The organism is Streptomyces sp. NPDC054786, from assembly GCF_053611685.1.
The window spans coordinates 199,691-224,380 of the sequence record NZ_JBSHAW010000002.1; the positions used below are offsets into that span (position 1 = coordinate 199,691).

A 24,690-nucleotide genomic window follows, 5' to 3' on the forward strand; every position below is an offset into this window, starting at 1 on the left:
ACGAATCAGGGGGTGCGGGTGCGAGCGCGTAGGGCCGGTCTGCTGGGACAGCGGCCGTGGGGGAGAACGGGAAGCGCGACCGGCGGCCGGGGGGCGGATGCCGCATCGGACGGATTCGCCGCGCGGGTGTACGCCGAGCTGGCGGAGGAACTGCCGGACGAGGATCTGGGGGAGGACCTCGCCGATTTCCTGGAGCGTCATGAGCCGGGCGGCGGTCCCGGGGCGGACGCGGAGGCGGACGAGGAGTTCCTGGAGACGGTGCGTGAGGCACACCACCGGATAGCGCGAGGGTATTGATCGGCCCGCGGCGTACGCTGCCTTCATGTGCGGAATCGTGGGATATGTGGGCGGGCAGAGCGCCCTTGACGTCGTCCTGGCCGGGCTGAAGCGGCTGGAGTACCGCGGCTATGACTCGGCGGGTGTCGCCGTGCTGGCCGATGGCGGGCTGGCAGCGGCCAAGAAAGCCGGCAAACTCGCCAATCTGGAGAAGGAGCTGGCGGACCGTCCGCTGCCGGCCGGCTCGACCGGTATCGGGCACACCCGGTGGGCCACCCACGGTGCCCCCACCGACGAGAACGCCCATCCGCATCTGGACAACGCCGGCCGGGTCTCCGTCGTGCACAACGGCATCATCGAGAACTTCGCCGGACTGCGCGCCGAACTCACCGACCGCGGGCACGAGTTGACGTCCGAGACGGACACCGAGGTCGTGGCGCATCTGCTCGCCGAGGCCTACTCGTCCTGCGGTGAGCTGGCCGAGGCGATGCGTCAGGTGTGCGGGCTGCTGGAGGGCGCGTTCACGCTGGTCGCGGTGCACGCCGATGAGCCGGACGTGGTGGTCGGGGCGCGCCGGAACTCGCCGCTGGTGGTGGGGGTCGGGGACGGCGAGGCGTTCCTCGCCTCGGATGTGGCGGCGTTCATCGCGCACACCCGGGAGGCGATCGAGCTGGGCCAGGACCAGGTCGTGGAGCTGCGCCGGGACGGGGTGACGGTCACCGACTTCGACGGCGCGCCCGCGCAGGTACGCGAGTACCACGTCGACTGGGACGCCTCGGCCGCCGAGAAGGGCGGCTACGACTACTTCATGCTCAAGGAGATCGCCGAGCAGCCGAAGGCCGTGGCGGACACCCTGCTGGGCCGGATCGACGCCTCGGGGGTGCTGTCCCTGGACGAGGTGCGGATCCCGCCCGCGGTGCTGCGCGAGGTCGACAAGGTCGTCATCGTGGCGTGCGGGACGGCGTACCACGCGGGGATGATCGCCAAGTACGCGATCGAGCACTGGACCCGGATCCCCTGCGAGACCGAGCTGGCCAGCGAATTCCGCTACCGCGACCCGATCCTGGACCGGCACACGCTGGTCATCGCCATCAGCCAGTCCGGCGAGACCATGGACACCCTGATGGCGCTGCGCCATGCGCGCGAGCAGGGCGCGAAGGTGCTCGCCATCTGCAACACCAACGGCTCGACCATCCCGCGGGAGTCGGACGCGGTGCTGTACACGCACGCCGGGCCCGAGGTCGCGGTGGCCTCCACGAAGGCGTTTCTGACCCAGTTGGTGGCCTGTTACCTGGTGGCGCTGTACGTCGCGCAGGTACGGGGCACGAAGTGGGGCGACGAGATCCGGGCCGTGGTGCGCGAACTGGCGGCCATCGGCACCCAGGTCGAGCAGGTGCTCGGGACGATGGAGCCGGTACGGGCGCTGGCGCGCTCCCTCGCCGACAAGAACACCGTGCTGTTCCTCGGCCGGCACGTGGGCTATCCGGTGGCGCTGGAGGGCGCGCTGAAGCTCAAGGAGCTCGCGTACATGCACGCCGAGGGCTTTGCGGCCGGGGAGCTCAAGCACGGGCCGATCGCGCTGATCGAGGACGATCTGCCGGTGGTGGTGGTCGTGCCGTCGCCACGCGGCCGCTCCGTACTGCACGACAAGATCGTGTCGAACATCCAGGAGATCCGGGCCCGGGGCGCACGGACGATCGTGATCGCGGAGGAGGGCGACGAGACGGTGGTGCCGTACGCCGATCATCTCGTGCGGATTCCGCGGACGCCGGTGCTGCTGCAACCGCTGGTGTCCACGGTCCCGCTGCAGGTGTTCGCCTGCGAGCTGGCCACCGCCCGCGGCAACGAGGTCGACCAGCCGCGCAACCTCGCCAAGTCGGTGACGGTGGAGTGATCATCGGGGTCGGGATCGATGTCGCCGAGATCGAGCGCTTCGGCGCGGCGCTGGAGCGTACGCCGGAGCTGGCGCAGCGGCTGTTCATCGAGGAGGAGCTGATGCTGCCCAGCGGTGAGCGTCGCGGCATCGCCTCGCTGGCGGCGCGGTTCGCCGCCAAGGAGGCGGTGGCCAAGGCGCTCGGGGCACCAGGCGGGCTGCACTGGACCGATGCCGAGGTGTACGTCGAGGACAGCGGGCAGCCGCGGCTGCGGGTGCGCGGGACCGTCGAGGCACGCGCGAAGGAGCTCGGGGTCCGTACGTGGCACGTATCGCTGAGCCATGACGCGGGGGTCGCCTCCGCCGTGGTGATCGCCGAGGCGTGAGGCCCTGTGGCGCCCGTCCCCGCTCGCCGGTGGGCGGGCGCCGTCTTTGCGGGGAGGGGAAATCCCCCGCACCCCGCGGGCGAGGGGCGAGACTTGTCGGTATGAGGACTGCCTACAGCGTGGAGACCGTGCGGGCCGCGGAGCGAGAGCTCATGGCCCGGTTGCCCGAAGGGGCCCTGATGCAGCGGGCGGCGGCCGGACTGGCCGTTGCCTGTGCGGAGTTGGTGGGGCGGGTGTACGGAGCCCGGGTGGTGCTGCTGGTGGGCAGCGGCGACAACGGCGGGGACGCGCTGTACGCCGGTGCCCGGCTGGCGCGGCGGGGAGCCGGGGTGGTGGCGGTGCTGCTCTCGCCCGAACGGGCCCACCAGGGCGGGCTCGCCGCGCTGCGGGCGGCCGGGGGGCGGGTCTCGGCCGATGCGCGGGGGGACATCGCGCGGGCCGATCTGGTCGTGGACGGGATCGTCGGGATCGGGGGGCGGGGCGGGCTGCGCCCGGAGGCGGCACAACTGGCGCGTGCGGCGTGGGAGTCGGCTCCGGTGGTGGCCGTCGATCTGCCCAGTGGTGTGGATGCGGACAGCGGTGAGGTGCGCGGGGAGGCCGTACGGGCCGACGCGACGGTGACGTTCGGGGCGTACAAACCGGGGCTGCTGATCGATCCGGCGCGGGAGCGGGCGGGGGCGCTGCGGCTGGTGGACATCGGGCTCACGCTGCCGGAGGAGGCCGAGGCGGAGGCGCTGCAGCATGCGGACGTGGCCGATCTGCTGCCGCGCCCGGCACCCGAGAGCGACAAGTACCGGCGGGGTGTGGTCGGGGTGGTCGCGGGGTCCGCGCGGTATCCGGGGGCGGCGGTGCTCGCGGTGGCGGGTGCGTTGCGGGGCGGCGCGGGGGCCGTGCGCTATGTCGGGCCGGCCGCCGAGGCGGTGCTGGCGCACTTTCCGGAGACGCTGGTGCATGCCGGGCCGCCGGACAAGGCGGGCCGGGTGCAGTCGTGGGTCATCGGTCCGGGCATCGGCGAGGAATCGGAGGCGCTGGACGACGTGCTGGCCGCGGAGGTTCCGGTGCTGGTGGACGCGGACGGGCTGCGGTTCCTGACGCCGCAGCGGGTCGCGGAGCGCACGGCCGAGACCCTGCTGACGCCCCATGCGGGGGAGGCCGCCGCACTGCTCGGACGCGGACGCGAGGAGGTCGAGGCGGCACGGCTGGCATCCGTACGGGAGTTGGCGGCGCGGTACGGCGCCACGGTGCTGCTCAAAGGCTCGACGACGCTGGTGGCGGAGGCGGATGGGCCGGTGCGGGTCAACCCCACGGGGACCAGCTGGCTGGCGACGGCCGGGAGTGGGGACGTGCTGTCGGGGGTGACGGGGTCGTTGCTCGCCGCGGGACTCACCGCGCGTGACGCGGGGTCGGTCGGCGCCTATCTGCACGGGCTGGCGGCCCGGCAGGCCGCCGGGCCGGCCGGCGCGCCGATCCTGGCCTCGGACGTTGCGGGCCATCTGGCCGCGGCCTGGCGGGATGTGACGGGCTGACAGAAACAGACCGGCCGGCGTTACGCCCGGCGGGGGAATGGGGCGGGCACCAGGGCGAACCTGGCGGTCGGCGGGCGGTACGGCCGCGTGGCCACGGCATGCGTGAGGGCATGAAACGCACTCTTCCGGCGCTGCTGGTCTGCGCCTTGCTGCTCGTTGTCGCCGGGCCGCCCGCGGTGGCCGTGGCACCGTCGCCCGTCTCGCGCGCGGTTGCCGAGCCCGTCTCGTACGCGGTCGCCGGCCTGGTTCCCGGTGTCTCGCGCGAGACGTCCGGCCGGGCACCGGCGCGCGGGACGCAGTGGCACATCGAGTACGTGCCGCAGTCCGAGGTGGTGCACCACGGCACCAGGTCGGTGGCGTGCAGCCGGTCCACCGGGCCCTACCAGCGGCAGACGGAGCGCTATCTGCGGCGGGAGGTGGACGGGCGGCAGAGCGCGGGGGACTGCCGGGCGATCCGGCGGTTCCAGCAGGCGCACCGCATTGTGCCGGCGTCCGGATTCGCGGGGTCGGTCACGGGGGCGATGGTGCGGCTGATGCGGGCCAAGAAGGACCCCAACCGGGCCGGTCACTGCCCCGACCGTCGTGAGCGGACCGTGTGTGTCGATCTGAACCGGCAGCTGCTGTGGGTGCAGCAGGACGGGCGGGTGATCTTCGACCCGGTGGCGATCCGCTCCGGTGCGCCGACGATGGAGACCCGTACCGGTACGTACCGGATCTATCTACGGCACAGAAGGCACATTTCCAACCTTTACCACACGTCCATGCCGTTCGCGCAGTTCTTCGACCGCGGGGAGGCACTGCATGCCGTCTACGACGACATCTACCAGGGGCCCGGCTCGCACGGCTGCGTCAATCTCACATGGACGGATGCACAGAAGCTGTGGGATCTGCTGAAGAAGCAGGACATCGTGTACGTCTGGGGGCGGAAACCCGGCGTGTGAGCACGGTTTCCCCGCCCGTCCCCCGGGGCGCCGCAACCTCGCCTGCGACACTGAGGGGGATGAACGAGACAGCGAAGCGTGCCCGTGCCGCCATCGACGTCGCCGCCGTGCGGTCGAACGTCCGTGCGCTGCGGGACCGTGCACCCCGGGCAGAGCTGATGGCCGTGGTCAAGTCCGACGGCTATGGACACGGGGCGGTGCGCTGCGCGCGCGCCGCCCGTGAGGCCGGCGCGGGCTGGCTGGGCACGGCGCTGCCCGAGGAGGCGTTCGCGCTGCGTGCGGCCGGTGACACCGGGCGGCTGATGTGCTGGCTGTGGACGCCGGGCGGCCCCTGGCAACGGGCCGTCGAGGAGGACATCGACGTCGCGGTGAGCGGGCTGTGGGCGCTGCGCGAGGTGACCGCGGCGGCCCGGGCGTGCGGTCGCACCGCCCGTGTCCAGCTCAAGGTCGACACCGGCCTCGGCCGCAACGGCTGCCAGCCCGCCGACTGGCCGGAACTGACCGCCGCGGCCCGCGCCGCCGAGGCCGAGGGCACACTGACCGTCACCGGCGTCTGGTCGCACTTCGCCTGCGCCGACGAGCCCGGCCACCCCTCGATCGCCGCCCAGCTGGACGTCTTCCACGAGGCGTTGAAGACCGCCGAGACGGCCGGGCTGCGCCCCGAGGTACGGCATATCGCCAACACCCCGGCGCTGTTGACGCTGCCCGAGGCGCACTTCGACCTGGTCCGCGCCGGCATCGGCATCTACGGCATCTCGCCCAGCCCCGAGCTCGGTACGTCCCAGGACTTCGGGCTGCGGCCGGCGATGACCCTGGAGGCCGCGCTCGCGTCGGTCAAGCGCGTCCCGGGCGGCCACGGCGTGTCGTACGGGCACCAGTACACGACGCCCGGCGAGACCACCCTGGCGCTGGTTCCGCTCGGCTACGCCGACGGCATCCCGCGGCACGCCTCCGGCGCCGGCCCCGTGCTGGTCGCCGGCAAGTGGCGGACGGTCGCCGGGCGGATCGCGATGGACCAGTTCGTGGTCGACCTGGGCGGCGACAGCGCCGAGCCGGGCGATCCGGCGGTGCTGTTCGGCCCCGGGGACCGCGGTGAGCCGACCGCGGAGGACTGGGCCCGCGTGGCCGGAACCATCGGCTATGAAATCGTCACCCGGATCGGATCCCGGGTGCCACGCGTCTATGTGGACAGCGGCACACGGACCGAAGCCGAAGGAGACAGCGCGCTCACGGGGGGTACGGCATGACCGAGGGACAGGAAGCCGCCGCGCAGGCGGTCGAGACGGCGGCCGAGGTGGCCGGCAACTGGGCGCGGGCGGGCCGGCACGCCGGTGTCGCCGGTGCGGCAATCGGTGTGGTCGCTGCGGGTGCCGCGGCCGGTGTGGCGATAGAGCGGATGACGGTCGGCCGCGGGATGCGGCGCCGCGCCCGGCTCGCGCTGGACGCGTCCGGCCCGTACGGCACGCTGCGCGGCACTCCGGGCGCCGCGATCGCCGAGGACGGCACCGAGCTGTACTACGAGGTCGACGAGCCGGGCCCGCCGGAGAAGGACGACGGGGCCGCCAAGCCGGCGGTGAACGGCAAGCACGGCAAACACGGCAAGCACGACCGGTCCGCCAAGCCGGTCCGCGGCAAGGAGGCCCGCGCCGCGCAGGAGGCCCAGGGAGGTCTGCGCAAGCGGCTGACCGCGGCGCTCGGGCGGCGCTCCGTGGCCCCCACCGTCGTGTTCAGCCACGGCTACTGCCTGAGCCAGGACTCCTGGCACTTCCAGCGGTCGGCGCTGCGCGGCACGGTGCGCACCGTCCACTGGGACCAGCGCAGCCACGGCCGCTCGTCGCGCGGCCACGGCCAGATCGACGGCACGGAACCGGTCACCATCGACCTGCTGGGCCGGGATCTGAAGGCGGTGCTGGACGCCGCGGTCCCCGAGGGGCCGATCGTGCTGGTCGGGCACTCCATGGGCGGGATGACGGTGATGGCGCTGGCCGACCAGTTCCCCGAGTACGTCGCGGAGCGGGTGGTCGGGGTGGCCCTGATCGGCACCTCCGCCGGCCGGCTCAGCGAGGTCGGCTTCGGGCTGCCGTCCATGGGCGTCAAGGCCTTCCACTGGCTCGCGCCGGGCGTCCTCAAGGCGCTGGGCTGGCAGCGGGAGATCGTCGAGCGCGGGCGGCGGGCCACCGCCGACCTCTTCGCGGGGCTGATCAAGCGGTATTCGTTCGGGACGCCGGAGAAGGTGGACCCGGGTATCGCGCGGTTCGGCGAGCGGCTGATCGAGGCGACCCCGATCGATGTGGTCGCCGAGTTCTTCCCGGCGTTCGCGGTGCACGACAAGACCGAGGCGCTGGTGGCGTACGACGCGGTGCCCGCGCTGGTGCTCGCCGGGGAGAGCGATCTGATCACTCCCGCCGACCACAGCCGGACGATCACCGAGATGCTGCCCGACGCGGAGCTGGTGTGTGTCCCGGGCGCCGGGCATCTGGTGATGCTGGAGCGTCCCGAGCTGGTCAATGAGCATCTGGTGTCGCTGGTGGAGCGGGCGAGCGCGGCGGCCCGCAGCTCGCGGCACGCCCGCGCCTGAGACGCCGGGGGTCTGCCGGGGGCCGCGATGCCCCCCGGCAGACCGTCGCGGCAGCTCCGCCGGGGTACGGCGGCGCCGCCGAGGGGCCGGGCCGGGCGACGGGGCAGGTCCGCCGCCCCGCAGCGGCGTCGTCGAGGGGCGGTGGCCGGGTGACGGGCGGGACGTACCATTTGCGGCATGAGCACCACCGGAGCGATTGCGCACGTGACCGTCAAGTCCCCCGAACAGATGCAGGAGTTGGGTCGTCGGCTGGCCCCGCTGCTGCGCCCCGGCGACCTGGTTCTGCTCACCGGTGAGCTGGGCGCGGGCAAGACGACGCTGACCCGCGGCCTGGGGGAGGGGCTGGGCGTGCGCGGCGCCGTGACCTCGCCCACCTTCGTCATCGCCCGGGTGCACCCCTCGCTGACCGGCGGCCCCGCGCTGGTGCACGTCGACGCGTACCGGCTCGGCGGCGGGCTGGACGAGATGGAGGACCTGGACCTCGATGTCTCGCTGCCGGAGTCGGTGGTGATCGTGGAGTGGGGCGAGGGCAAGGTCGAGGAGCTGTCCGAGGACCGGCTGCATGTGGTCATCGGGCGCGCCGTGGGAGCCGAGGCGCCGGGCGGTGCGGACGGGGCACTGGCAGAGGGTGTGGACGATGTGCGCGAGGTGACGGTCACCGGCCTCGGTGCGCGCTGGGCGGATGCCGGCCTGCCCGCGCTGGAGACCTGCTGACGCCGTCGGAGGCGTGCTGACGGCGTTGGAGGCGGCTCGGGCAGCGGCCCGGCCGGTCTCCGATCCGGCCATCCCCGTCCGGTAGTTTCCGACAAGCCGTCGGTAAGATGTTGCATACCTGGTGCCGGGCGTGGTGACATGGGTGGAGACCCCAGTTAGGTCAGCCTAAGTAGCGAGCCCAGCGTCTGTCGCTCGTCCCAGGAGCCCCGGGAGGCGTCCATGTCGGCCCACCAGCCCTCCCCCACGTCTGAAGGGCGCGGGAGCACCCCCATCGTGGCGGCCGGGCGCGCCGAGCATGAGGCGCGCGAGACGCCGACCATGAATGAACTGCTGGCGGCGTGCGCCGCGGCCAGCGTCGTCTCCACGCCGCCCGGCGCCGAGGAAGCCCGTCAGGGCAAGCCCGCGAAGCCGGCGGACGGGCCGGAAGCGGAGGGCGAGGCCGGGACCGCGTCCACCGGAGGCCGCGACGCGGCGTAGCCCATAGGGGCGAATGGACGGGCCGCGCGGTCAGGAGACCACGACGACCTTGGTGCCGTGCAGTGCGAAGTCCCACATCGCCTTGCCGTCGGCCCGCGACTCACGGATGCCGCCGGTCTTCTTCGACGAGTCCGCCCGGGGCATGGAGCCGTCGACGGCCGCGCTGAAGCCGACGGTGACGCCGTCCACATCGGCGAACCGCACCACATGCTCGATCGCGATGCCGTCCGAGCCCGTGACGCTCACCGAGCGCGAGCCGACCGCGTACTGCCCCAGCGGTGGGCTCACCGTGCTCGGCGCGATCGTGAACGTCCGCTGCGCCTTGTCGTTCCCGCCGACCAGCCAGACCCGCTTGGCGTCGAGCGAGTAGACGATCCGCCGGCCCTTGCCGGACGCCGCGGGGACCTCGGCAGGAGCGGGGGCCTTGTCCTTCTTGCCGCTGCGCTCCGGGCGGCTCTTGGGCGCGTTGCGGTGGCTGTCCTTGCGGGCCTGGGTGAGGGTGTCCGGGGCGGACGCCGCGGCCTGGTAGCCGAGCACACCGACCACGACCACGGCAGCCGTGGTCAGCGCGGTGACGATCATGCTGCTCTTAGCGGGCACCGCTGTGCCACCTTTCCTCCCTCTCCCTGCCGTCGGCGGGGAGCCCCGGGCCTTGGAATGCCGGGCTGCTTGCTGCTGGGCTACGGGGGCGACGGTAGCACCGCGACAGATACCACCGGCCGAGCCGTAGTCTTAAGGACGTGCTGCTGCTAGCTCTTGACACCGCCACCCCCGCCGTCACCGTCGCGCTCCACGACGGCACCCGGGTCCTCGCCGAGTCCCGCCAGGTGGACGCGCGCCGGCACGGCGAGCTGCTGCTGCCCGCCGTCGACCGGGTGCTGGCCGAGGCCGGCCTGAAACTCGACGCGGTCAGCGACATCGTGGTCGGCGTGGGCCCGGGACCGTACACCGGGCTGCGGGTCGGCCTGGTGACCGCCGCGACCTTCGGGGCGGCGCTCGGCGTACCCGTCCACGGCCTGTGCACCCTGGACGGCCTCGCCCATGCCTCCGGACTCACCGAGCCGTTCGTCGTGGCCACCGACGCCCGCCGCAAGGAGGTCTACTGGGCGCGCTACGCGGCCGGCCCCTCGACGAGCGACTCCGCCGCGCCCCGCACGATCACCCGCCTGACCGAGCCCTCCGTCGACCGTCCCGCGGACATCGCCGACCAGGTGGCCGGCGTCCCCGCCGTGGGCGCGGGCGCACTGCTCTACGACACGGTCTTCACCGGCGTACGGCGCGAGGCCCCCGAGCACCAGTCCGCCGGGGCGCTGGCCGCGCTGGCCGCCGGGAAGCTGGCCGCCGGCGAGGAGCTGCCGCCCCCGCAGCCGATGTATCTGCGCCGCCCGGATGCCCAGGTGCCCGCCAACTACAAGGTGGTCACTCCCCAGTGACCACCCGCCCGTCGCCCGACCAGCGCCCCTCGGCGGCTCCGCCGCGCGGTGGTACCCCGCAGCCCGCCGCGGTGCTGCGCGAGATGCGCTGGTGGGACCTCGCGCCGGTGCTGGAGCTGGAGCGGGAGCTCTTCCCCGAGGACGCCTGGTCGCCGGGCATGTTCTGGTCCGAGCTGGCCCATGCGCGCGGGCCGTACGCCACCCGCCGCTACCTCGTCGCCGAATTGGAGGTGCCGCCGCGCAGCGGCGCCGATGAGGGGCGGCGGTCGGGCGACGGGCGGGCGGGCCGGCTGGTCGGCTACGGCGGCCTGGCCGCCGTCGACGGCACCGGCGACATCCAGACCATCGCGACCGCCCGCGACCAGTGGGGCACCGGCCTCGGCGCCCGGCTGCTGACCGAACTCCTCGGTGCCGCAACGGACTTCGAATGCCACGAGGTGCTGCTGGAGGTGCGGGTCGACAACCTTCGCGCCCAGCGCCTCTACGAGCGCTTCGGCTTCGAGCCGATCGGTTTCCGCCGCGGCTACTACCAGCCCGGCAACATCGACGCCCTCGTCATGCGCCGCACCACCCAGACCTCCTCCGAAGCACCCTCCGTACAAGGAACTTGACACTCATGGCTGACTCACGCGGCGGACCGCTCGTCCTCGGCATCGAGACCTCCTGCGACGAGACCGGCGTCGGCATCGTCCGCGGCCACACCCTCCTCGCCGACGCGGTCGCCTCCAGCGTCGACGAGCATGCGCGCTTCGGAGGTGTGGTGCCGGAGGTGGCCTCGCGCGCCCACCTGGAGGCGATGGTTCCCACCATCCAGCGGGCGTTGAAGGACGCCGGGGTCGCGGCCTCCGACCTGGACGGGATCGCGGTCACCGCGGGACCGGGCCTGGCCGGCGCGCTGCTGGTCGGTGTCTCGGCCGCCAAGGCGTACGCCTACGCCCTCGGCAAGCCGCTGTACGGCGTCAACCACCTCGCCTCGCACATCTGCGTCGACCAGCTGGAGCACGGCCCGCTGCCGGAGCCGACGATGGCGCTGCTGGTGAGCGGCGGCCACTCGTCGCTGCTGCTGGCCCCGGACATCACCTCCGACGTCCGGCCGCTGGGCTCGACGATCGACGACGCGGCGGGCGAGGCGTTCGACAAGATCGCGCGGGTGCTGAACCTCGGCTTCCCCGGCGGCCCGGTCATCGACCGCTACGCCCGCGAGGGCAACCCGGACGCGATCCGCTTCCCGCGCGGGCTGACCGGACCCCGCGACCCGATCTACGACTTCTCCTTCTCCGGCCTGAAGACGGCCGTCGCCCGCTGGATCGAGGCCAAGCGGGCGGCCGGCGAGCAGGTGCCGGTGGCGGATGTCTCGGCGTCCTTCCAGGAGGCCGTGGTGGATGTGCTGACCCGTAAGGCCGTCCGGGCCTGCAAGGACAACGGCGTGGACCACCTGATGATCGGCGGCGGGGTCGCGGCCAACTCCCGGCTGCGGGCGATGGCCGCGCGCCGCTGCGAGGACGCCGGAATCACCCTGCGGGTGCCGCGGCCCAAGCTGTGCACCGACAACGGCGCGATGGTCGCCGCCCTGGGCGCGGAGATGGTGGCACGGGGCCGGTCGGCCTCCGCCTGGGACCTCTCCGCCGACTCGTCCCTGCCGGTCACCGAACCGCATGTGCCCGGTGAGGTTCCCGATGACCCGCCCGCCGCGGCCGCCCACCACCATGACCACGACCACGTCCACGAGATGAGCAAGCACAACCTCTACTCCTGAGGCCGGGCGAGGGCTCGTTTTGTCGTTCTGCGAGTCCTCGCGCCTCCCCTGGCCCGCCCCTCCGCCCCGAGGTCTTACCCTGACTGCAGCACCGGGCGCGCACGTGGGGAGGCGGCAGGCTGTGGACTGGTTCTGGTGGGTCTTCATCTTCTTCATGGCGGGCGGCTTCGCGAAGGTCGCCGACACCGCCCGTACGGCGCTGCGTACGCGGCACGAACGCAAGATGGAGCGGCTGAAGACCGCCCGTCAGGAGCGGCACGAGCTGGCCGCCGCGCAGCAGCCACCGCAGCCGGTGTGCGGCTGCACCCACCACCTCGCCAAGCATGACAAAAAGGGCAAGTGTCATGAGCTGGTGGAGGTGGCGGTCGCCTGGGACGCCGACCACAAGCCGGTGCAGTACGAGGCGGGCCAGTGCACCTGCCAGCAGTACGTCGGCCCGCAGCCGCTCTCCCAGATCTACGCCGAGGACCTCACCGACCTGGCGTGAACACCGGTCAGGGCGCGTCCGCCGCCGGGTGCCCCAGCAGCATCGTGGGGGCGCCGTCGACCCGGGTCAGGAAGATCGTGCAGGAGTTGCGGCCGCCGCCGAGCTTCAGCTTCTTGCGCAGCTCCTCCGGCTCCACCGCCGAGCCACGCTTCTTGATCACCGCGATCCCGACCTCGCGCTCCCGCAGCAGCGCCTTGAGCTTCTTGACGTGGAACGGCAGCACATCGGTGATCGCGTAGGCGGTCGCATACGGCGTCTCGGCCAGGCGGTCCGCAGTGAGGTACGCGATCGTCGGATCGATCAGCCGCCCGCCGATCTGCCGGGCGACATCCGCGACGAGATGGGCGCGGATCACCGCCCCGTCCGGCTCGTACAGCCAGTCCCCGACCGGCCCCGGCTCGGGGTCCGGCAGCCCGGCGCCGAGCAGGGAGTCCCCGGCCGGGAGCAGAGTGGCGCGGCGGCCGCCCGGCGTGGGCCGGGCCGCCCCGCCCTCCGCCGTGCCGAACCACACCACGGCCTCCTTGACGTCGCCGCCGTCCGAGATCCACTCCGTCTCGGCGTCCTCGGGCAGCGCGTCGTGCGGCACCCCAGGCGCGATCTTCAGGGCCGCGACCGGCGCCGTACGGGCCGTCTCGACGGCCCACGACAGCGGCGGCGAGTACGCCTCGGGATCGAAGATGCGGCCGCCCCTCGCCTTGCTGCGCCGCGCCGGATCCACGAACACCGCGTCATATCCGGCGGTGTCCACCTCCGTCACATCCGCGCAGCGCACCTCGATCAGCTCGGCGAGCCCCAGGACCTCGGCGTTGGCCCGGGCCGCGGCGCAGGCCAGCGGGTCACGGTCGACGGCCAGCACCCGGATCCCGGCCCGGGCCAGCGCGATCGCGTCGCCGCCGATGCCGCAGCACAGATCGGCCAGCGTACGGATGCCCAGTGCGGCGAGCCGGGCGGCGCGGTGGGCGGCGACCGTGGCGCGGGTGGACTGCTCGACGCCGTTCGGCGTGAAGTACATCAGCCGCGCGTCCGCGCCGAACTTCGCCGCCGCGCGCTGCCGCAGCCGGGCCTGGCCGAGCGCGGCGGAGACCAGCGGCGCGGGGTGATCGCGGCGCAGCCGGGTCGCGGTGGCCAGTTCGTCCGCCGGGTCGTGGTCACGCAGCTCGGCCAGCAGCGATTGCCCCTCCGGGGCGAGCAGGGCGACGAAGGTGTCGAGGTCGTTCACGGTGTCATTGTCTCCCCACGTTGTCGGCTGTCCCGCCGCGCCTGTGGCTCTCCCCGCGTTGTCGGCTGTCCCGCCGTTGCGCCTGTGGCCCTTCCCGCGTTGTCGGCTGTCCCGCCGTGTCCCGTCTCGCCGTTGCGCCTGCGGCCCTTCCCGCGTTGTCGACTGTCCCGCCGTGCCCCGTCTCGCCGTTGCGCCTGCGGCGGGCGTGGTGTTGTCGGGTGCGGTGCCGCTCCTCCGGACTCCGTCCTGCGGCGCGTCCCCTCCCGTGGGTGGGTGGGAAGAGGCCGGTGGGGGCAAGCGTGAGTGATCAGGCGCGCCCTGTGGACGCAAGCACAGGGAAACGGGACACACAACGCCCGCCCCCGCTCACCTCTCCCACCCACCCACGGGAGGGGACGGACCGAAGGACGAAGTCCGTAGGGCCGTCACCGCACCCGACGAACCCACGCCCGCCGCAGGCGCAACGGCGCGAAACCATCACGGCGGGACAGCCGAAAGCGTGGGAAGGGCCGCAGGCACAACGGCGGGACAGCCGAAAGCGTGGGAAGGGCCGCAGGCACAACGGCGGGACAGCCGAAAGCGTGGGAAGGGCCGCAGGCGCAACGGCGCGAAACCATCACGGCGGGAGAGCCGAAAGCGTGGGAAGGGCCGCAGGCGCAACGGCGCGAAACCATCACGGCGGGACAGTCGACAACGTGGGAAGAATTCAGACCGGCTCGCGCCGCCGCTGCGCATGGTCGCTGATCCGTAGCAGCAGTGCCACCATCACCCAGTTCGCGACGAGTGAGGAGCCGCCCTTGGCGAGGAACGGCAGGGCCTTGCCGGTCAGCGGGATGAGGCCGGTGACGCCGCCGGCGACGACGAAGACCTGCAGCAGCAGTGCCCCGGAGAGCCCGACCGCGAGCAGCTTGCCGAACGGGTCGCGGGCGGTCAGGCCCACCCGCAGTCCGCGCTGTGCGAGCAGCACGTACAGCATGATCACGACCATCACCCCGGCCAGCCCCAGCTCCTCGCCGACGGTGGTGAGGATGAAGTCGCTGTTGCCGGCGAAGCCGATCAGCTCCGGGTGGCCCCGGCCCAGTCCGCTGCCCGAGATGCCGCCGCTGCCGAAGCTGAACAGCGCCTGCGCGGCCTGGTCGGAGATCAGGCCCGGTGGTCTCTGTGCCTTGGGCAGGAAGATGTCCATCGGATGCAGCCAGGCCATGATGCGGCCCTTGACGTGCGGTTCCGTGGAGCCGACGACGGTGGCGCCGACCGCGGCCATGGCCAGGCCGCAGAGCACCCAACTGGTGCGCTCGGTAGCCATGTACAGCATGATCACGAAGACGCCGAAGAAGATCAGCGAGGTGCCCAGGTCCCGTTCGAAGACCAGCACCAGCAGGCTGATCACCCAGATGGTGAAGATCGGTGCGAGCTGTCGTCCCGGGGGCAGCTGGACGCCCAGGACACGGCGGCCGGCCAGCGCCAGCGCATCGCGGTTGACGGTGAGATAGCCGGCGAAGAACACCGAGATCATGATCTTCACGAACTCGCCGGGCTGCAGCGACAGCGGCCCGAGCAGGATCCAGCGCTTGGCGCCGTACATGTCGGCGCCGAAGAAGGCCGGGGCCATCAGCAGCACCAGCGCGACCACCATCGTCAGATAGATGTAGCGCTGCAGCATGCGGTGATCGCGCAGCACCAGCAGGATCGCGATACAGACGGCCACCCCGATCACCGTCCACACCAGCTGCCCGCTCGCCGCCTCGGCGATCTTCAGCCGGGGCGTCTGCGCATAGGTGATGTCCAGGCGGTGCAGCAGCACCAGGCCGATTCCGGTCAGCAGCGTCGCCAGCGGCAGGATCAACGGATCGGCGCGGGGCGCGAAACGGCGCAGGACCAGATGCGGGACCAGCGCCACGAAGAACATGCTGACGGCGAAGCCGGTCAGCCCGCCGGGCAGTCGGCCGGTCATCGACAGGCCGGTGCAGGCGTAGCCGAAGTCCGCGATCAGCACGGCGAGGGCGAGCAGCCATGCCTCGGTCCGCCGGCGGTCCGGTGCCCGGGCCAGCGCGGCGAACGTCATGGTGCGCTCGGCGTCGCTCTCCGGTTTCCCGGGTGCCCGGGGAACGCTGGTCTGTCCACGCACGCGGTTCCTCCGCCACTGATCGTCCAGGCCGCCGGCCGGCCGGGGGTGCCCGGTTCGTCGGCCCGGCAGTCGGGGAGGTAGACGAGGCAGCCGGTGGCGTGGTTGCGAGGGAACGGGAAGGTGTGTCCGATTTGATAGGAACCTGCTCGTCACCCGGCTCCCGGCCCGCCCCGATCCCGCCGCGGGTCGGCCCTGGCCGGCGGGCTGCGGACCTCCGGAGGCCATGCCTTCGTACGGCCGGTCAACCGGCGTGGGTGGAAGCCCACCCCGCCGCGCTGGCACTCCGCTTGACCGAGTGCTAACCGCGTCATAGTCTCGGCGTTGGCACTCTCCACTGGCGAGTGCCAGACACACAGCGACGGGCAGGTCCGGCACCCGCGACGACGGATCGACCTGGTCGCCACCTCAGACAGTTAACCCCGTGAGATCTCCGAAGGGGGAGGTCGGATCGTGACGACCACCAGCTCCAAGGTTGCCATCAAGCCGCTTGAGGACCGCATTGTGGTCCAGCCGCTCGACGCCGAGCAGACCACGGCTTCGGGCCTGGTCATTCCGGACACCGCCAAGGAGAAGCCCCAGGAGGGCGTTGTCCTGGCCGTGGGCCCGGGCCGTGTCGAGGACGGCAAGCGCATCGAGCTCGACGTAAAGGTCGGCGACGTTGTGCTCTACAGCAAGTACGGCGGCACCGAGGTGAAGTACAACAACGAGGACTACCTCGTGCTCTCGGCTCGCGACGTGCTCGCGATCGTCGAGAAGTAAGTCACCCAGTTTTGCCGTGATCTGCGCCCCTGGTTCCCGCGTCTAATCAACCCGGGGCAGGGGCGCAGTTCGTTTGAGCGACAGCGGTCCCCACGTCGTGGCCGAGGATCGCAATGAGAGGACTTGAAGCAACCCATGGCGAAGATCCTGAAGTTCGACGAGGACGCCCGTCGCGCCCTTGAGCGCGGCGTCAACAAGCTCGCCGACACGGTCAAGGTGACGATCGGCCCCAAGGGCCGCAACGTCGTCATCGACAAGAAGTTCGGTGCCCCGACCATCACCAACGATGGTGTCACCATCGCCCGTGAGGTCGAGGTCGACGACCCGTACGAGAACCTGGGCGCCCAGCTCGTCAAGGAGGTGGCGACCAAGACCAACGACATCGCGGGTGACGGCACCACTACCGCCACCGTGCTGGCCCAGGCGCTGGTCCGCGAGGGCCTGCGCAACGTCGCCGCCGGTGCCTCCCCGGCCGCCCTGAAGAAGGGCATCGACGCCGCCGTCAAGGCCGTGTCCGAGGAGCTCCTCGCGACCGCCCGTCCGATCGACGACAAGACCGACATCGCCGCCGTGGCCGGTCTGTCCGCGCAGGACAAGCAGGTCGGCGAGCTCATCGCCGAGGCGATGGACAAGGTCGGCAAGGACGGTGTCATCACCGTCGAGGAGTCCAACACCTTCGGTCTGGAGCTGGACTTCACCGAGGGCATGGCCTTCGACAAGGGCTACCTCTCGCCGTACATGGTCACCGACCAGGAGCGTATGGAGGCCGTCCTCGAGGACCCGTACATCCTGATCCACCAGGGCAAGATCGCCTCGATCCAGGACCTGCTGCCGCTGCTGGAGAAGGTCATCCAGGCCGGTGCCTCCAAGCCGCTGCTGATCATCGCCGAGGACGTCGAGGGCGAGGCCCTGTCGACGCTCGTCGTCAACAAGATCCGTGGCACCTTCAACGCCGTGGCCGTCAAGGCCCCCGGCTTCGGTGACCGCCGCAAGGCCATGCTCGGCGACATCGCCACCCTCACCGGTGCCACCGTCATCGCCGAGGAGGTCGGCCTCAAGCTCGACCAGGCCGGTCTGGACGTGCTGGGCACCGCCCGCCGCGTGACCGTCACCAAGGACGACACCACCATCGTCGACGGTGGCGGCAAGTCCGAGGACGTCGCCGGCCGCGTCAACCAGATCAAGGCCGAGATCGAGTCCACGGACTCGGACTGGGACCGCGAGAAGCTCCAGGAGCGCCTCGCCAAGCTCGCCGGTGGCGTCTGCGTCATCCGCGTGGGTGCGGCCACCGAGGTCGAGCTCAAGGAGAAGAAGCACCGTCTGGAGGACGCCATCTCCGCGACCCGCGCCGCGGTCGAGGAGGGCATCGTCTCCGGTGGTGGCTCCGCCCTGGTCCACGCCGCCAAGGTGCTGGAAGGTTCCCTGGGCAAGGAGGGTGACGAGGCCACCGGTGTCGCCGTCGTCCGCCGCGCCGTCGTCGAGCCGCTGCGCTGGATCGCGGAGAACGCCGGCCTCGAGGGCTACGTCATCACCGCGAAGGTCGCCGAGCTGGACAAGGGCAACGGCTTCAACGCCGCCACCGGCGAGTACGGCGACCTGGTCAAGGCCGGCGTCATCGACCCGGTGAAGGTCACCCGCTCCGCCCTGGAGAACGCCGCGTCGATCGCCTCGCTGCTTCTGACGACCGAGACCCTGGTCGTCGAGAAGCCCGCCGAGGACGAGCCGGCCGAGGCCGGTCACGGCCACGGGCACGCGCACTGACGCAACACGCCGGGCAGCTTGCTGCCTGACGTACGAGACCCGGTCCCTGCCGTGTGCGGGGGCCGGGTTCTCCGTTTGTGCGGGGGACGGGCCCCTCCGGTCCGGTTGTGTGGCACGGTGCCCTCCGGCCCGGGCCACCCGCTGCCGCCGCTCCGGGCCGTTCAGGCCGAGTGGTGCAGATGCTCCGGCCGTACGGGATCGGTGAACGGGCGGCCCCGGACGTAGCGTTCGAGTTCGTCGAGGGAGTGGTCGGCCAGGCGGTGGAGTTCGGTGCCCAGCGACCCCGCCACGTGGGGCGTGAGCAGGACGTTCGGCAGCTCGTACAACGGCGAATCGGCAGGCGGGAGCTCGGGCTCGGTGACGTCCAGTACGGCGTGCAGGCGGCCGGAGACCAGCTCGGGGAGCAGCGCCGCCCCGTCGATCAGCGAGCCGCGGGCGGTGTTGATCAAGGTCGCGCCGTCGGGCAGCAGGGCCAGTTCGCGGGCGCCGAGCAGATGGCGGGTGGCGGGCAGCTGCGGGGCGTGCACGGTGACGATGTCGCTGCCGGCGCAGAGCGTGTCGAGGGGGACGGGCCGTACGCCGAGCCGGGCCGCGTCGGCGTCGGCCACATAGGGATCGTGCAGCAGGACACGCAGATCGAACGGGCGCAGCAGCTCGATGACGCGGCGGCCGATGCGGGAGGCGCCGATGACGCCGACGGTGCGGCGGTAGTTGCCCGCGGCGCCGAGCTCGTGGTGCCAGTCGTGCGGTGTGCGCAGGCCGCGGTAGCGGTGGGCGGAGTGCAGCACGCGCTTGTTGGCGAAGAGGATCGCGGCGAGGGTGTACTCGGCGACCGGGAGCGCATTGGCGGCGGCGGCCGAGGAGACGGCGATACCGCGCTCCCAGCAGGCGTCGGTGATGTGGTGTTTGACCGATCCGGCCGCGTGCACGACGGCGCGCAGCCGCGGGGCCGCGTCCAGCACCCGGCCGGTGAGCGGCGGGGCGCCCCAGCAGGTGAGGAGCACCTCGGCGTCGGCGAGGGCGGCGGCGACCTCGGGGGTGGGGTCGGCCAGCTCGTGTGCGACGAGGCCCGGGTCGGTACGGACGAGGGCCGTGAGGCGGGTGTGGTGGCCGGCGTCGAGGAGCCGGCCGGCGATGCCGGGGCCCATCGACAGCAGCAGGGCGGGCCGGACGAACGGCATTTCCGCAGGTCCGGAGGCCTTTTCAGGGATGGGTTGGATAAGCATCAACAGTGCTCCTGCCCGGTCGCCCGTCGTCGTTCGTCCAGGTGCCGCTGTCGGCGGCGAGAGGGGCTTTCCCGCCGACCGGTCCTTCGACGCCCTTCCCCGTGCGTTCGATTGACGGGGTGCCGGCCGCGGCTGAAGGATTCCGTCGCCCGGCCGCCGCCCACCGCCCCAGGGGAAGCCATGCCCGAGCCCTGCCCCGAACGCCCCCGGCCCTCTCGGCTTCACCCGCCCCGCCCTTCCCCGTCCCTCCCCTTCCCCCTCCCGCCCGAGGACCGCCGCCGCAGCGCGTACACGGGCTGGACCCGCGCCCACTGGGAGGCGACGGCCGACGGGCTGCTCCACGCCACCGCTGGCCACGCCTCCCCCCGCCACGGCCTGATCGCCTTGCCCGGCGCCCGCCCCAGCTCCTCCGGCCCCCGCTCGGACGGCCTCGAAGGCTTCGCCCGGACGTTCTTGCTCGCCGCCCTCAGAGTCGCCGGCAGCAACGGCCATGACCCGCACGCCCACCTCGCCCGCTACGCGGAAGGCCTGGCCGCCGGTACGGAAAGCCCCACCACCGCCCGCGAGTTGGCGCCCGCCGACCCCGACTCCTGGCCCCGTATCGACGCCGTCCGCCAGGCCCGTGTCGAAGCCGCCTCGCTCGCCCTCGGCCTGCGGCTGACCCGCCCCTGGCTGTGGGACACCCTCGACGACGGCGTCCGCGCCCGCGTCGTCGACTGGCTGCTGCCCGCCCTGGGCCCGTCCCCCGTGGACAACAACTGGTGGCTCTTCGGCCTCACCGTCGGCGGCTTCCTCCACGCGGCGGGCATCGAGACCGTCCGCGCGCAGGCCGCCATCGACCGCGCGCTGACCCGTATCGAGGACTGGTACCGCGGCGACGGCTGGTACTCGGACGGCGACAACCGCGCATTCGACCACTACAACGCCTGGGCGATGCACTTCTACCCGGTCCTGCACGCCCACCTCGGCGCCGACCGGACGCTCCTGGCCACCTACGGTGCCCGCCTGCGCGCCCAACTGGACGGCTACACCCGCCTCTTCGACGCCAACGGTGCGCCCCTGCCGTTCGGCCGCTCCCTCACCTACCGCTTCGCCGCCACCGCGGCCCCCTGGCTGGGCGCCCTCACCGGCCACACCCCGCTCACCCCCGGTGCCACCCGCCGCCTCGCCTCCGGGACCCTGCGCCACTTCCTCGACCGTGGCGCCGTCACCGAGGACGGCCTGCTCCCGCTCGGCTGGTACGGCCCCTATGCACCGATGCTCCAGAGTTACTCGGGACCGGCCTCGCCCTACTGGGTGGCCAAGGGCTTCGTCGGCCTCCTGCTCCCCGCCGGCCACCCCGCCTGGACCGACCCCGAGGCCCCCCTCCCCGCCGAAACCGCGGATGCCGCCCACCCCCTCGGCCCCACCGGTCTGCTCCTCCAGTCCACCGCCTCCGACGGCCTGGTCCGCCTCCACAACCACGGCAGCAACTCCACCCGCGCCGCCCCCGACCCCTGCTACGACCGCTTCGCCTACTCCACCCGCACCGGCCCCACCACGCCCACCGCCGAGGGTCCGCACCTGCCCGACAACCACTTCGGCCTGCTCATCGACGGCCGCCCCACCACCCGCGGCCCCGCCACCCCTCACGCGGCCGGCCCCGACTGGGCCTCCTCCGGCCACACACCCCGTCACGCCGACGGCAGCGACCTGCCGGGCATCCGGATCCTGTCCGCCACCCTCGTCCACGGCCGCGCCGAACTCCGCGCCCACCTGGTCACCGGCGCCACCCCCGGCACCCGCGTATGCCAGACGGGCTGGGCCACCACGCCCGACGGCCCCACCGCCCAACTCCACCCCGTCCACGGGTACGACACCCCGCCCCGCCGCACCCCGACGGGCAGCACCCTCTTCGGCCCCGGCACCGAAACCGCCGTCCTGGAGGGCAGCACCACACCCGGCCCCGGGGGCACCCTCTTCGTGGCCCTGGCATCCCTGACGGGGGACCCGGACCCCGCCCCCGTACACACCCTCGCGACCACCCGCCTCACCGGCCACGACATCCATGTCACCTGGCACGACGGCACCACCGCTCGGCTGGCCCTGCCCCACCCGCCCACGGGAGACGCCGGGCGGGAGGGGCCCGGGTCCAGGACGTGAGCGGCAGTCCTGGACCGGCGTCCGGAGGCCGCCCGCCACCCCGCCCGGCCCGCAGCGGAACGGCACGCCCGCACGGCACCGCTCCCGGCACCGCAGGAAGTAACCCCGCGTCAGCGCGGCCCGTACTTACGGCCGGTACGGGACGTCAGACCCCCCAGCACCCCACGGGGCGCCAGTTTCACGGCGCCCATGAGCGCCTTGTACCGCGGGTCCGGAATGGAAAGGGACTTACCCCGCGTCAGATCCTTCATCGCGGCATCGACCAGCTTGTCCGCGTCCAGCCACATCCACCCGGGGATGCTGTCCGTCCCCATCCCGGCCCTCTGGTGGAACTCGGTCCGCACGAACCCCGGGCACAGCGCCATCAGCCGGACGCCGCTGCCCGCCAGATCCCGCGCGGCGCCCTGGGTGAACTGCACGACCCACGCCTTGCTCGCGCCGTAGGTGCCGCGCGGCACGAACGCCGCCACCGACGCCACATTGACCACCGCGCCCCGCCGCCGGTCCCGCATCCCGCGCACCCCGGCCGTGGTCAGCCGCAGCACCGCCTCGCAGTGCACCTTCAGCATCGTCAGCTCGTCGGCCATCGAGACTTCGAGGTACTCGCCCTTGTTGCCGAAACCGGCGTTGTTCACCAGCAGATCCACCGGGTGCTTGTTGTCCGAGAGCCGCGCCTCGACGGCGGCAATGCCCTCCTCGGTGGACAGATCGGCGCTCAGCACCTCGGCCTCGATGCCGTGCCGGTCGTGCAACTCGGTGGCCTGCTCGTGCAGTCGCTTCTCGTCGCGCGCGACCAGCACCACGCTGTGGCCGTCGCTCGCGAGCCGCCGGGCGAACGCCGCCCCGATGCCCGCCGTCGCTCCCGTGATCAATGCAGTCGTCATACGGGCACGCTATCCGCCCGGGGCACAAGGCCCGCGCCCCTCCCCCCGGCGGCGCGGCCGCCCGCGTACGACCGGCATTCGGCCCTCCGGCAACCGGGCCGCGGGCTCACCGCTCCCGGCCCGCACGACCCGTCGCCGCCCGGCTCCCGCGGGGTCCCGGGGCCGCCCCCCGCCCGGCCCGCGGAGCCGGTCAGGGCACCGCCCCGCGGCTCAACCCTCCTGTCGCGCCATGTACTTCAGCGCCTTGCGCCGTGCCTCCTCCGGGAGCGCGCCATCCGCCTCCAGCAGCCGCGGCAGCAGCTCCCGCCGGGTGGTCAGGGCCTGGAAGGTCAGCCCGATCGTCACCTCGTGATCCGGACGGTGCACCACCTCGACGGCGTCCCCGGCGCGGATCTCGCCCGCCTCGATCACGCGTAGATACGCGCCGGGCACCGCGGCCTGGGTGAACCGCTTGATCCAGCCGTGCTCGCCCATCCACCCGTGGAACGTGCGGCAGGGGATACGCGGTGAGGTGACCTCCAGCAGCAGCCGCGGGCCGACCCGCCAGCGGTCGCCGATGCGGGCGCCGGTGACCTCGACGCCCGACGTGGTGAGGTTCTCGCCGAAGGACCCGTTGGCCAGCTCACGGCCCAGCTCCCGCTGCCACTCGTCCAGGTCCTCGCGCGCGTACGCGTAAACGGCCTGGTCGTCGCCGCCGTGATGGCGCAGATCGACCACCGCGTCACCGGCCAGCCCGCTGCCTGCGGTGCCCTTGGGGCCGGGGGCGGTGACCGCCACCGGGCCGTCCACGGGCCGTTTGTCGATGCCCGTGCCGCCCTCGGCGTCGGTGTGCTCGGACGGGGCGGGCCGGCCCAGATTCACGGTCAGCAGCTTCATACGGTGCTCCGTCGCTCGATCGGCGTGGTTCATGGAGAGGCCCGGGGCGTCCCCGCCTTACGCGTGCCCTCGATCCAGGTCCACGCTAAGGGCTGTCCCGCCCCAAAAGCATCGACTCATTTTTGCCTGATCAACCCAAGACTCCCTTATGCTCGATACATGATCGAGGCCCGTCATCTCCGTGTGCTGCGTGCCGTCGCCAGGACCGGCTCGTTCTCCGCCGCCGCGCGCGAGCTGGGCTGCACCCAGCCGGCCGTCAGCCAGCAGATGAAGGCCCTGGAACAGTCCGCCGGCACCCCGCTGCTGGTCCGTGCGGGCCGCGAGATGAGGCTGACCCAGGCGGGCGAGGCGCTCGTCCGGCACGCCGTGGGCATCCTGGCCGGGCTCACCGCCGCCGAGGAGGAGATCGCGGCCATCGCGGGCCTGCGCGCGGGACGGGTGCGGCTGGTGTCCTTCCCCTCCGGCAGCTCGACGCTGGTGCCGACCGCCCTGGCGAAGATGCGCGCCGCACACCCGGGCACCCGGGTCTCGCTGGTCGAGGCCGAGCCGCCGCGCTCCATCGAGATGCTGCGCAACGGCGACTGCGAGATCGCGCTGGCCTTCCGCTATCCGGAGGTGCGCGGCGCGGATCCGGTGGCCGGAGCGGAGTGGGACGACCTGGTGGTCCGGCCGATCCTGGCGGACCGGCTGATCGGGCTGGTCCCGGACGGCCACCGGCTGGCGAAGGCGGGCACCGCACGCTTCGCCGACCTGGCCGACGAGGCCTGGATCGCGGGCTGCCCCCGCTGCCGCAGGCATCTGGTGGAGGTTTGTGAGAGCGCGGGCTTCACCCCGCGTATCGACTTCGCGACGGACGACTATCCGGCGGTGATCGGCCTGGTCGGCGCGGGCCTGGGGGTCGCCGCGCTGCCGGAGCTCACCCTGGAGTCGGTACGCCCCAAGGGGGCCACGGCGATACGGATGGAGCCCGCCGTGCACCGCGAGATCGTCGCGCTCACGCTGCCGGATCTGGCGCAGGTCCCGGCCGTGGAAGCGACGCTCGACCGGCTGGCGGATGCCGCGGGGCGCTGAGGGGAACAGCTCGCGCCCGGCCGTAGCCGCCGGCCGCCGCTTCCGTCGGAAATTTCTGGCTCTACCGGCCCGTCAGGCCCGTCCGAGGGGCCCGGCCACACCGGCCCCACACCGCTCACGGGTGCACACACCCCCCACAACCCTGCGGCATGCACCCGTGCAGCCATGCAGGAACGT

The 24,690-nt window shown here is 72.7% G+C and carries 23 protein-coding genes; 17 read left to right on the forward strand and 6 right to left on the reverse strand.

Annotation, left to right across the window (positions count from 1 at the left end; translation table 11 throughout):
• Positions 1–18 precede the first annotated feature (18 nt).
• From ACWGI6_RS03290 to ACWGI6_RS03330, 9 genes are all read left to right on the forward strand, one after another.
• Positions 19–297, forward strand: a complete 279-nt coding sequence (locus ACWGI6_RS03290) for a hypothetical protein (protein ID WP_453265875.1) — start codon at positions 19–21, stop codon at positions 295–297.
• Between the two features lie 25 nt (positions 298–322).
• Complete coding sequence (gene glmS / locus ACWGI6_RS03295; RefSeq protein WP_453265876.1) at positions 323–2,170, forward strand: glutamine--fructose-6-phosphate transaminase (isomerizing); 1,848 nt, start codon at positions 323–325, stop codon at positions 2,168–2,170.
• A complete protein-coding gene (locus tag ACWGI6_RS03300) occupies positions 2,167–2,535 on the forward strand; it encodes a holo-ACP synthase (protein WP_393906366.1) in 369 nt (122 codons plus the stop codon). The genes glmS and ACWGI6_RS03300 overlap by 4 nt, the downstream gene beginning before the upstream one ends.
• A 101-nt stretch (positions 2,536–2,636) precedes the next feature.
• Complete coding sequence (locus ACWGI6_RS03305) at positions 2,637–4,061, forward strand: NAD(P)H-hydrate dehydratase (RefSeq protein WP_453265877.1); 1,425 nt, start codon at positions 2,637–2,639, stop codon at positions 4,059–4,061.
• Between the two features lie 110 nt (positions 4,062–4,171).
• A complete protein-coding gene (locus ACWGI6_RS03310) occupies positions 4,172–5,002 on the forward strand; it encodes a L,D-transpeptidase (protein ID WP_453265878.1) in 831 nt (276 codons plus the stop codon).
• A gap of 59 nt (positions 5,003–5,061) precedes the next feature.
• On the forward strand, positions 5,062–6,249 hold the full coding sequence (gene alr / locus ACWGI6_RS03315) for an alanine racemase (RefSeq protein WP_453265879.1): 1,188 nt from the start codon (positions 5,062–5,064) through the stop codon (positions 6,247–6,249).
• Positions 6,246–7,580 (forward strand): alpha/beta fold hydrolase, encoded by a 1,335-nt coding sequence (locus ACWGI6_RS03320; RefSeq protein ID WP_453265880.1) that lies wholly within the window; start codon positions 6,246–6,248, stop codon positions 7,578–7,580. Before alr ends, ACWGI6_RS03320 begins: the two co-directional genes overlap by 4 nt.
• A 177-nt stretch (positions 7,581–7,757) precedes the next feature.
• Positions 7,758–8,294, forward strand: a complete 537-nt coding sequence (tsaE, locus tag ACWGI6_RS03325) for a tRNA (adenosine(37)-N6)-threonylcarbamoyltransferase complex ATPase subunit type 1 TsaE (protein WP_393906361.1) — start codon at positions 7,758–7,760, stop codon at positions 8,292–8,294.
• A gap of 219 nt (positions 8,295–8,513) precedes the next feature.
• Positions 8,514–8,771, forward strand: a complete 258-nt coding sequence (locus ACWGI6_RS03330) for a hypothetical protein (RefSeq protein WP_453265881.1) — start codon at positions 8,514–8,516, stop codon at positions 8,769–8,771.
• 30 nt (positions 8,772–8,801) lie between these two features.
• Here ACWGI6_RS03330 and ACWGI6_RS03335 read toward each other — a convergent pair whose 3' ends face one another.
• Positions 8,802–9,371, reverse strand: a complete 570-nt coding sequence (locus ACWGI6_RS03335; protein WP_453265882.1) for a hypothetical protein — start codon at positions 9,369–9,371, stop codon at positions 8,802–8,804.
• 140 nt (positions 9,372–9,511) lie between these two features.
• Here ACWGI6_RS03335 and tsaB point away from each other — a divergent pair, with 140 nt between their 5' ends.
• The 4 genes from tsaB to ACWGI6_RS03355 all read left to right on the forward strand — a co-directional run bounded on the left by tsaB (position 9,512) and on the right by ACWGI6_RS03355 (position 12,447).
• Positions 9,512–10,204, forward strand: a complete 693-nt coding sequence (gene tsaB, locus ACWGI6_RS03340; RefSeq protein WP_453265883.1) for a tRNA (adenosine(37)-N6)-threonylcarbamoyltransferase complex dimerization subunit type 1 TsaB — start codon at positions 9,512–9,514, stop codon at positions 10,202–10,204.
• A complete protein-coding gene (locus ACWGI6_RS03345; RefSeq protein WP_453265884.1) occupies positions 10,201–10,815 on the forward strand; it encodes a GNAT family N-acetyltransferase in 615 nt (204 codons plus the stop codon). The genes tsaB and ACWGI6_RS03345 overlap by 4 nt, the downstream gene beginning before the upstream one ends.
• Positions 10,816–10,820: 5 nt before the next feature.
• A complete protein-coding gene (gene tsaD / locus ACWGI6_RS03350; RefSeq protein ID WP_453265885.1) occupies positions 10,821–11,960 on the forward strand; it encodes a tRNA (adenosine(37)-N6)-threonylcarbamoyltransferase complex transferase subunit TsaD in 1,140 nt (379 codons plus the stop codon).
• 121 nt (positions 11,961–12,081) lie between these two features.
• Entirely contained in the window at positions 12,082–12,447 is a 366-nt protein-coding gene (locus tag ACWGI6_RS03355) for a hypothetical protein (RefSeq protein ID WP_393906355.1), read from the forward strand.
• A 7-nt stretch (positions 12,448–12,454) separates the two neighbouring features.
• Here the strand turns inward: ACWGI6_RS03355 and ACWGI6_RS03360 are convergent, their stop codons facing one another.
• Both ACWGI6_RS03360 and ACWGI6_RS03365 read right to left on the reverse strand, forming a co-directional pair.
• Positions 12,455–13,666, reverse strand: coding sequence for a class I SAM-dependent methyltransferase (locus ACWGI6_RS03360; RefSeq protein WP_453265886.1), 1,212 nt, complete (start codon positions 13,664–13,666; stop codon positions 12,455–12,457).
• Positions 13,667–14,372: 706 nt separating this feature from the next.
• Positions 14,373–15,731: an FtsW/RodA/SpoVE family cell cycle protein gene (locus ACWGI6_RS03365; RefSeq protein WP_453265934.1), complete on the reverse strand. Its 1,359-nt coding sequence runs from the start codon at positions 15,729–15,731 to the stop codon at positions 14,373–14,375.
• A gap of 513 nt (positions 15,732–16,244) precedes the next feature.
• Here ACWGI6_RS03365 and groES point away from each other — a divergent pair.
• Together groES and groL are read left to right on the forward strand one after the other, a co-directional pair.
• On the forward strand, positions 16,245–16,553 hold the full coding sequence (gene groES, locus ACWGI6_RS03370) for a co-chaperone GroES (RefSeq protein WP_159744894.1): 309 nt from the start codon (positions 16,245–16,247) through the stop codon (positions 16,551–16,553).
• Positions 16,554–16,688: 135 nt separating this feature from the next.
• Positions 16,689–18,314, forward strand: coding sequence for a chaperonin GroEL (gene groL / locus ACWGI6_RS03375; RefSeq protein WP_453265935.1), 1,626 nt, complete (start codon positions 16,689–16,691; stop codon positions 18,312–18,314).
• 161 nt (positions 18,315–18,475) lie between these two features.
• On the opposite strand, the gene ACWGI6_RS03380 is transcribed toward groL, so the two are convergent.
• Positions 18,476–19,540: a hydroxyacid dehydrogenase gene (locus ACWGI6_RS03380; protein WP_453265887.1), complete on the reverse strand. Its 1,065-nt coding sequence runs from the start codon at positions 19,538–19,540 to the stop codon at positions 18,476–18,478.
• Between the two features lie 180 nt (positions 19,541–19,720).
• On the opposite strand from ACWGI6_RS03380, the gene ACWGI6_RS03385 reads away from it, so the two are divergent.
• Positions 19,721–21,682, forward strand: a complete 1,962-nt coding sequence (locus tag ACWGI6_RS03385) for a DUF2264 domain-containing protein (protein ID WP_453265888.1) — start codon at positions 19,721–19,723, stop codon at positions 21,680–21,682.
• A gap of 110 nt (positions 21,683–21,792) precedes the next feature.
• On the opposite strand, the gene ACWGI6_RS03390 is transcribed toward ACWGI6_RS03385, so the two are convergent.
• Positions 21,793–22,566, reverse strand: coding sequence for an SDR family NAD(P)-dependent oxidoreductase (locus tag ACWGI6_RS03390; protein ID WP_453265889.1), 774 nt, complete (start codon positions 22,564–22,566; stop codon positions 21,793–21,795).
• A 210-nt stretch (positions 22,567–22,776) separates the two neighbouring features.
• On the reverse strand, positions 22,777–23,442 hold the full coding sequence (locus ACWGI6_RS03395; RefSeq protein WP_453265890.1) for an MOSC domain-containing protein: 666 nt from the start codon (positions 23,440–23,442) through the stop codon (positions 22,777–22,779).
• 159 nt (positions 23,443–23,601) lie between these two features.
• Between ACWGI6_RS03395 and ACWGI6_RS03400 the strand changes: the two genes are divergently transcribed.
• A complete protein-coding gene (locus ACWGI6_RS03400; protein ID WP_453265891.1) occupies positions 23,602–24,513 on the forward strand; it encodes a LysR family transcriptional regulator in 912 nt (303 codons plus the stop codon).
• The last annotated feature ends 177 nt before the right edge of the window (positions 24,514–24,690 follow it).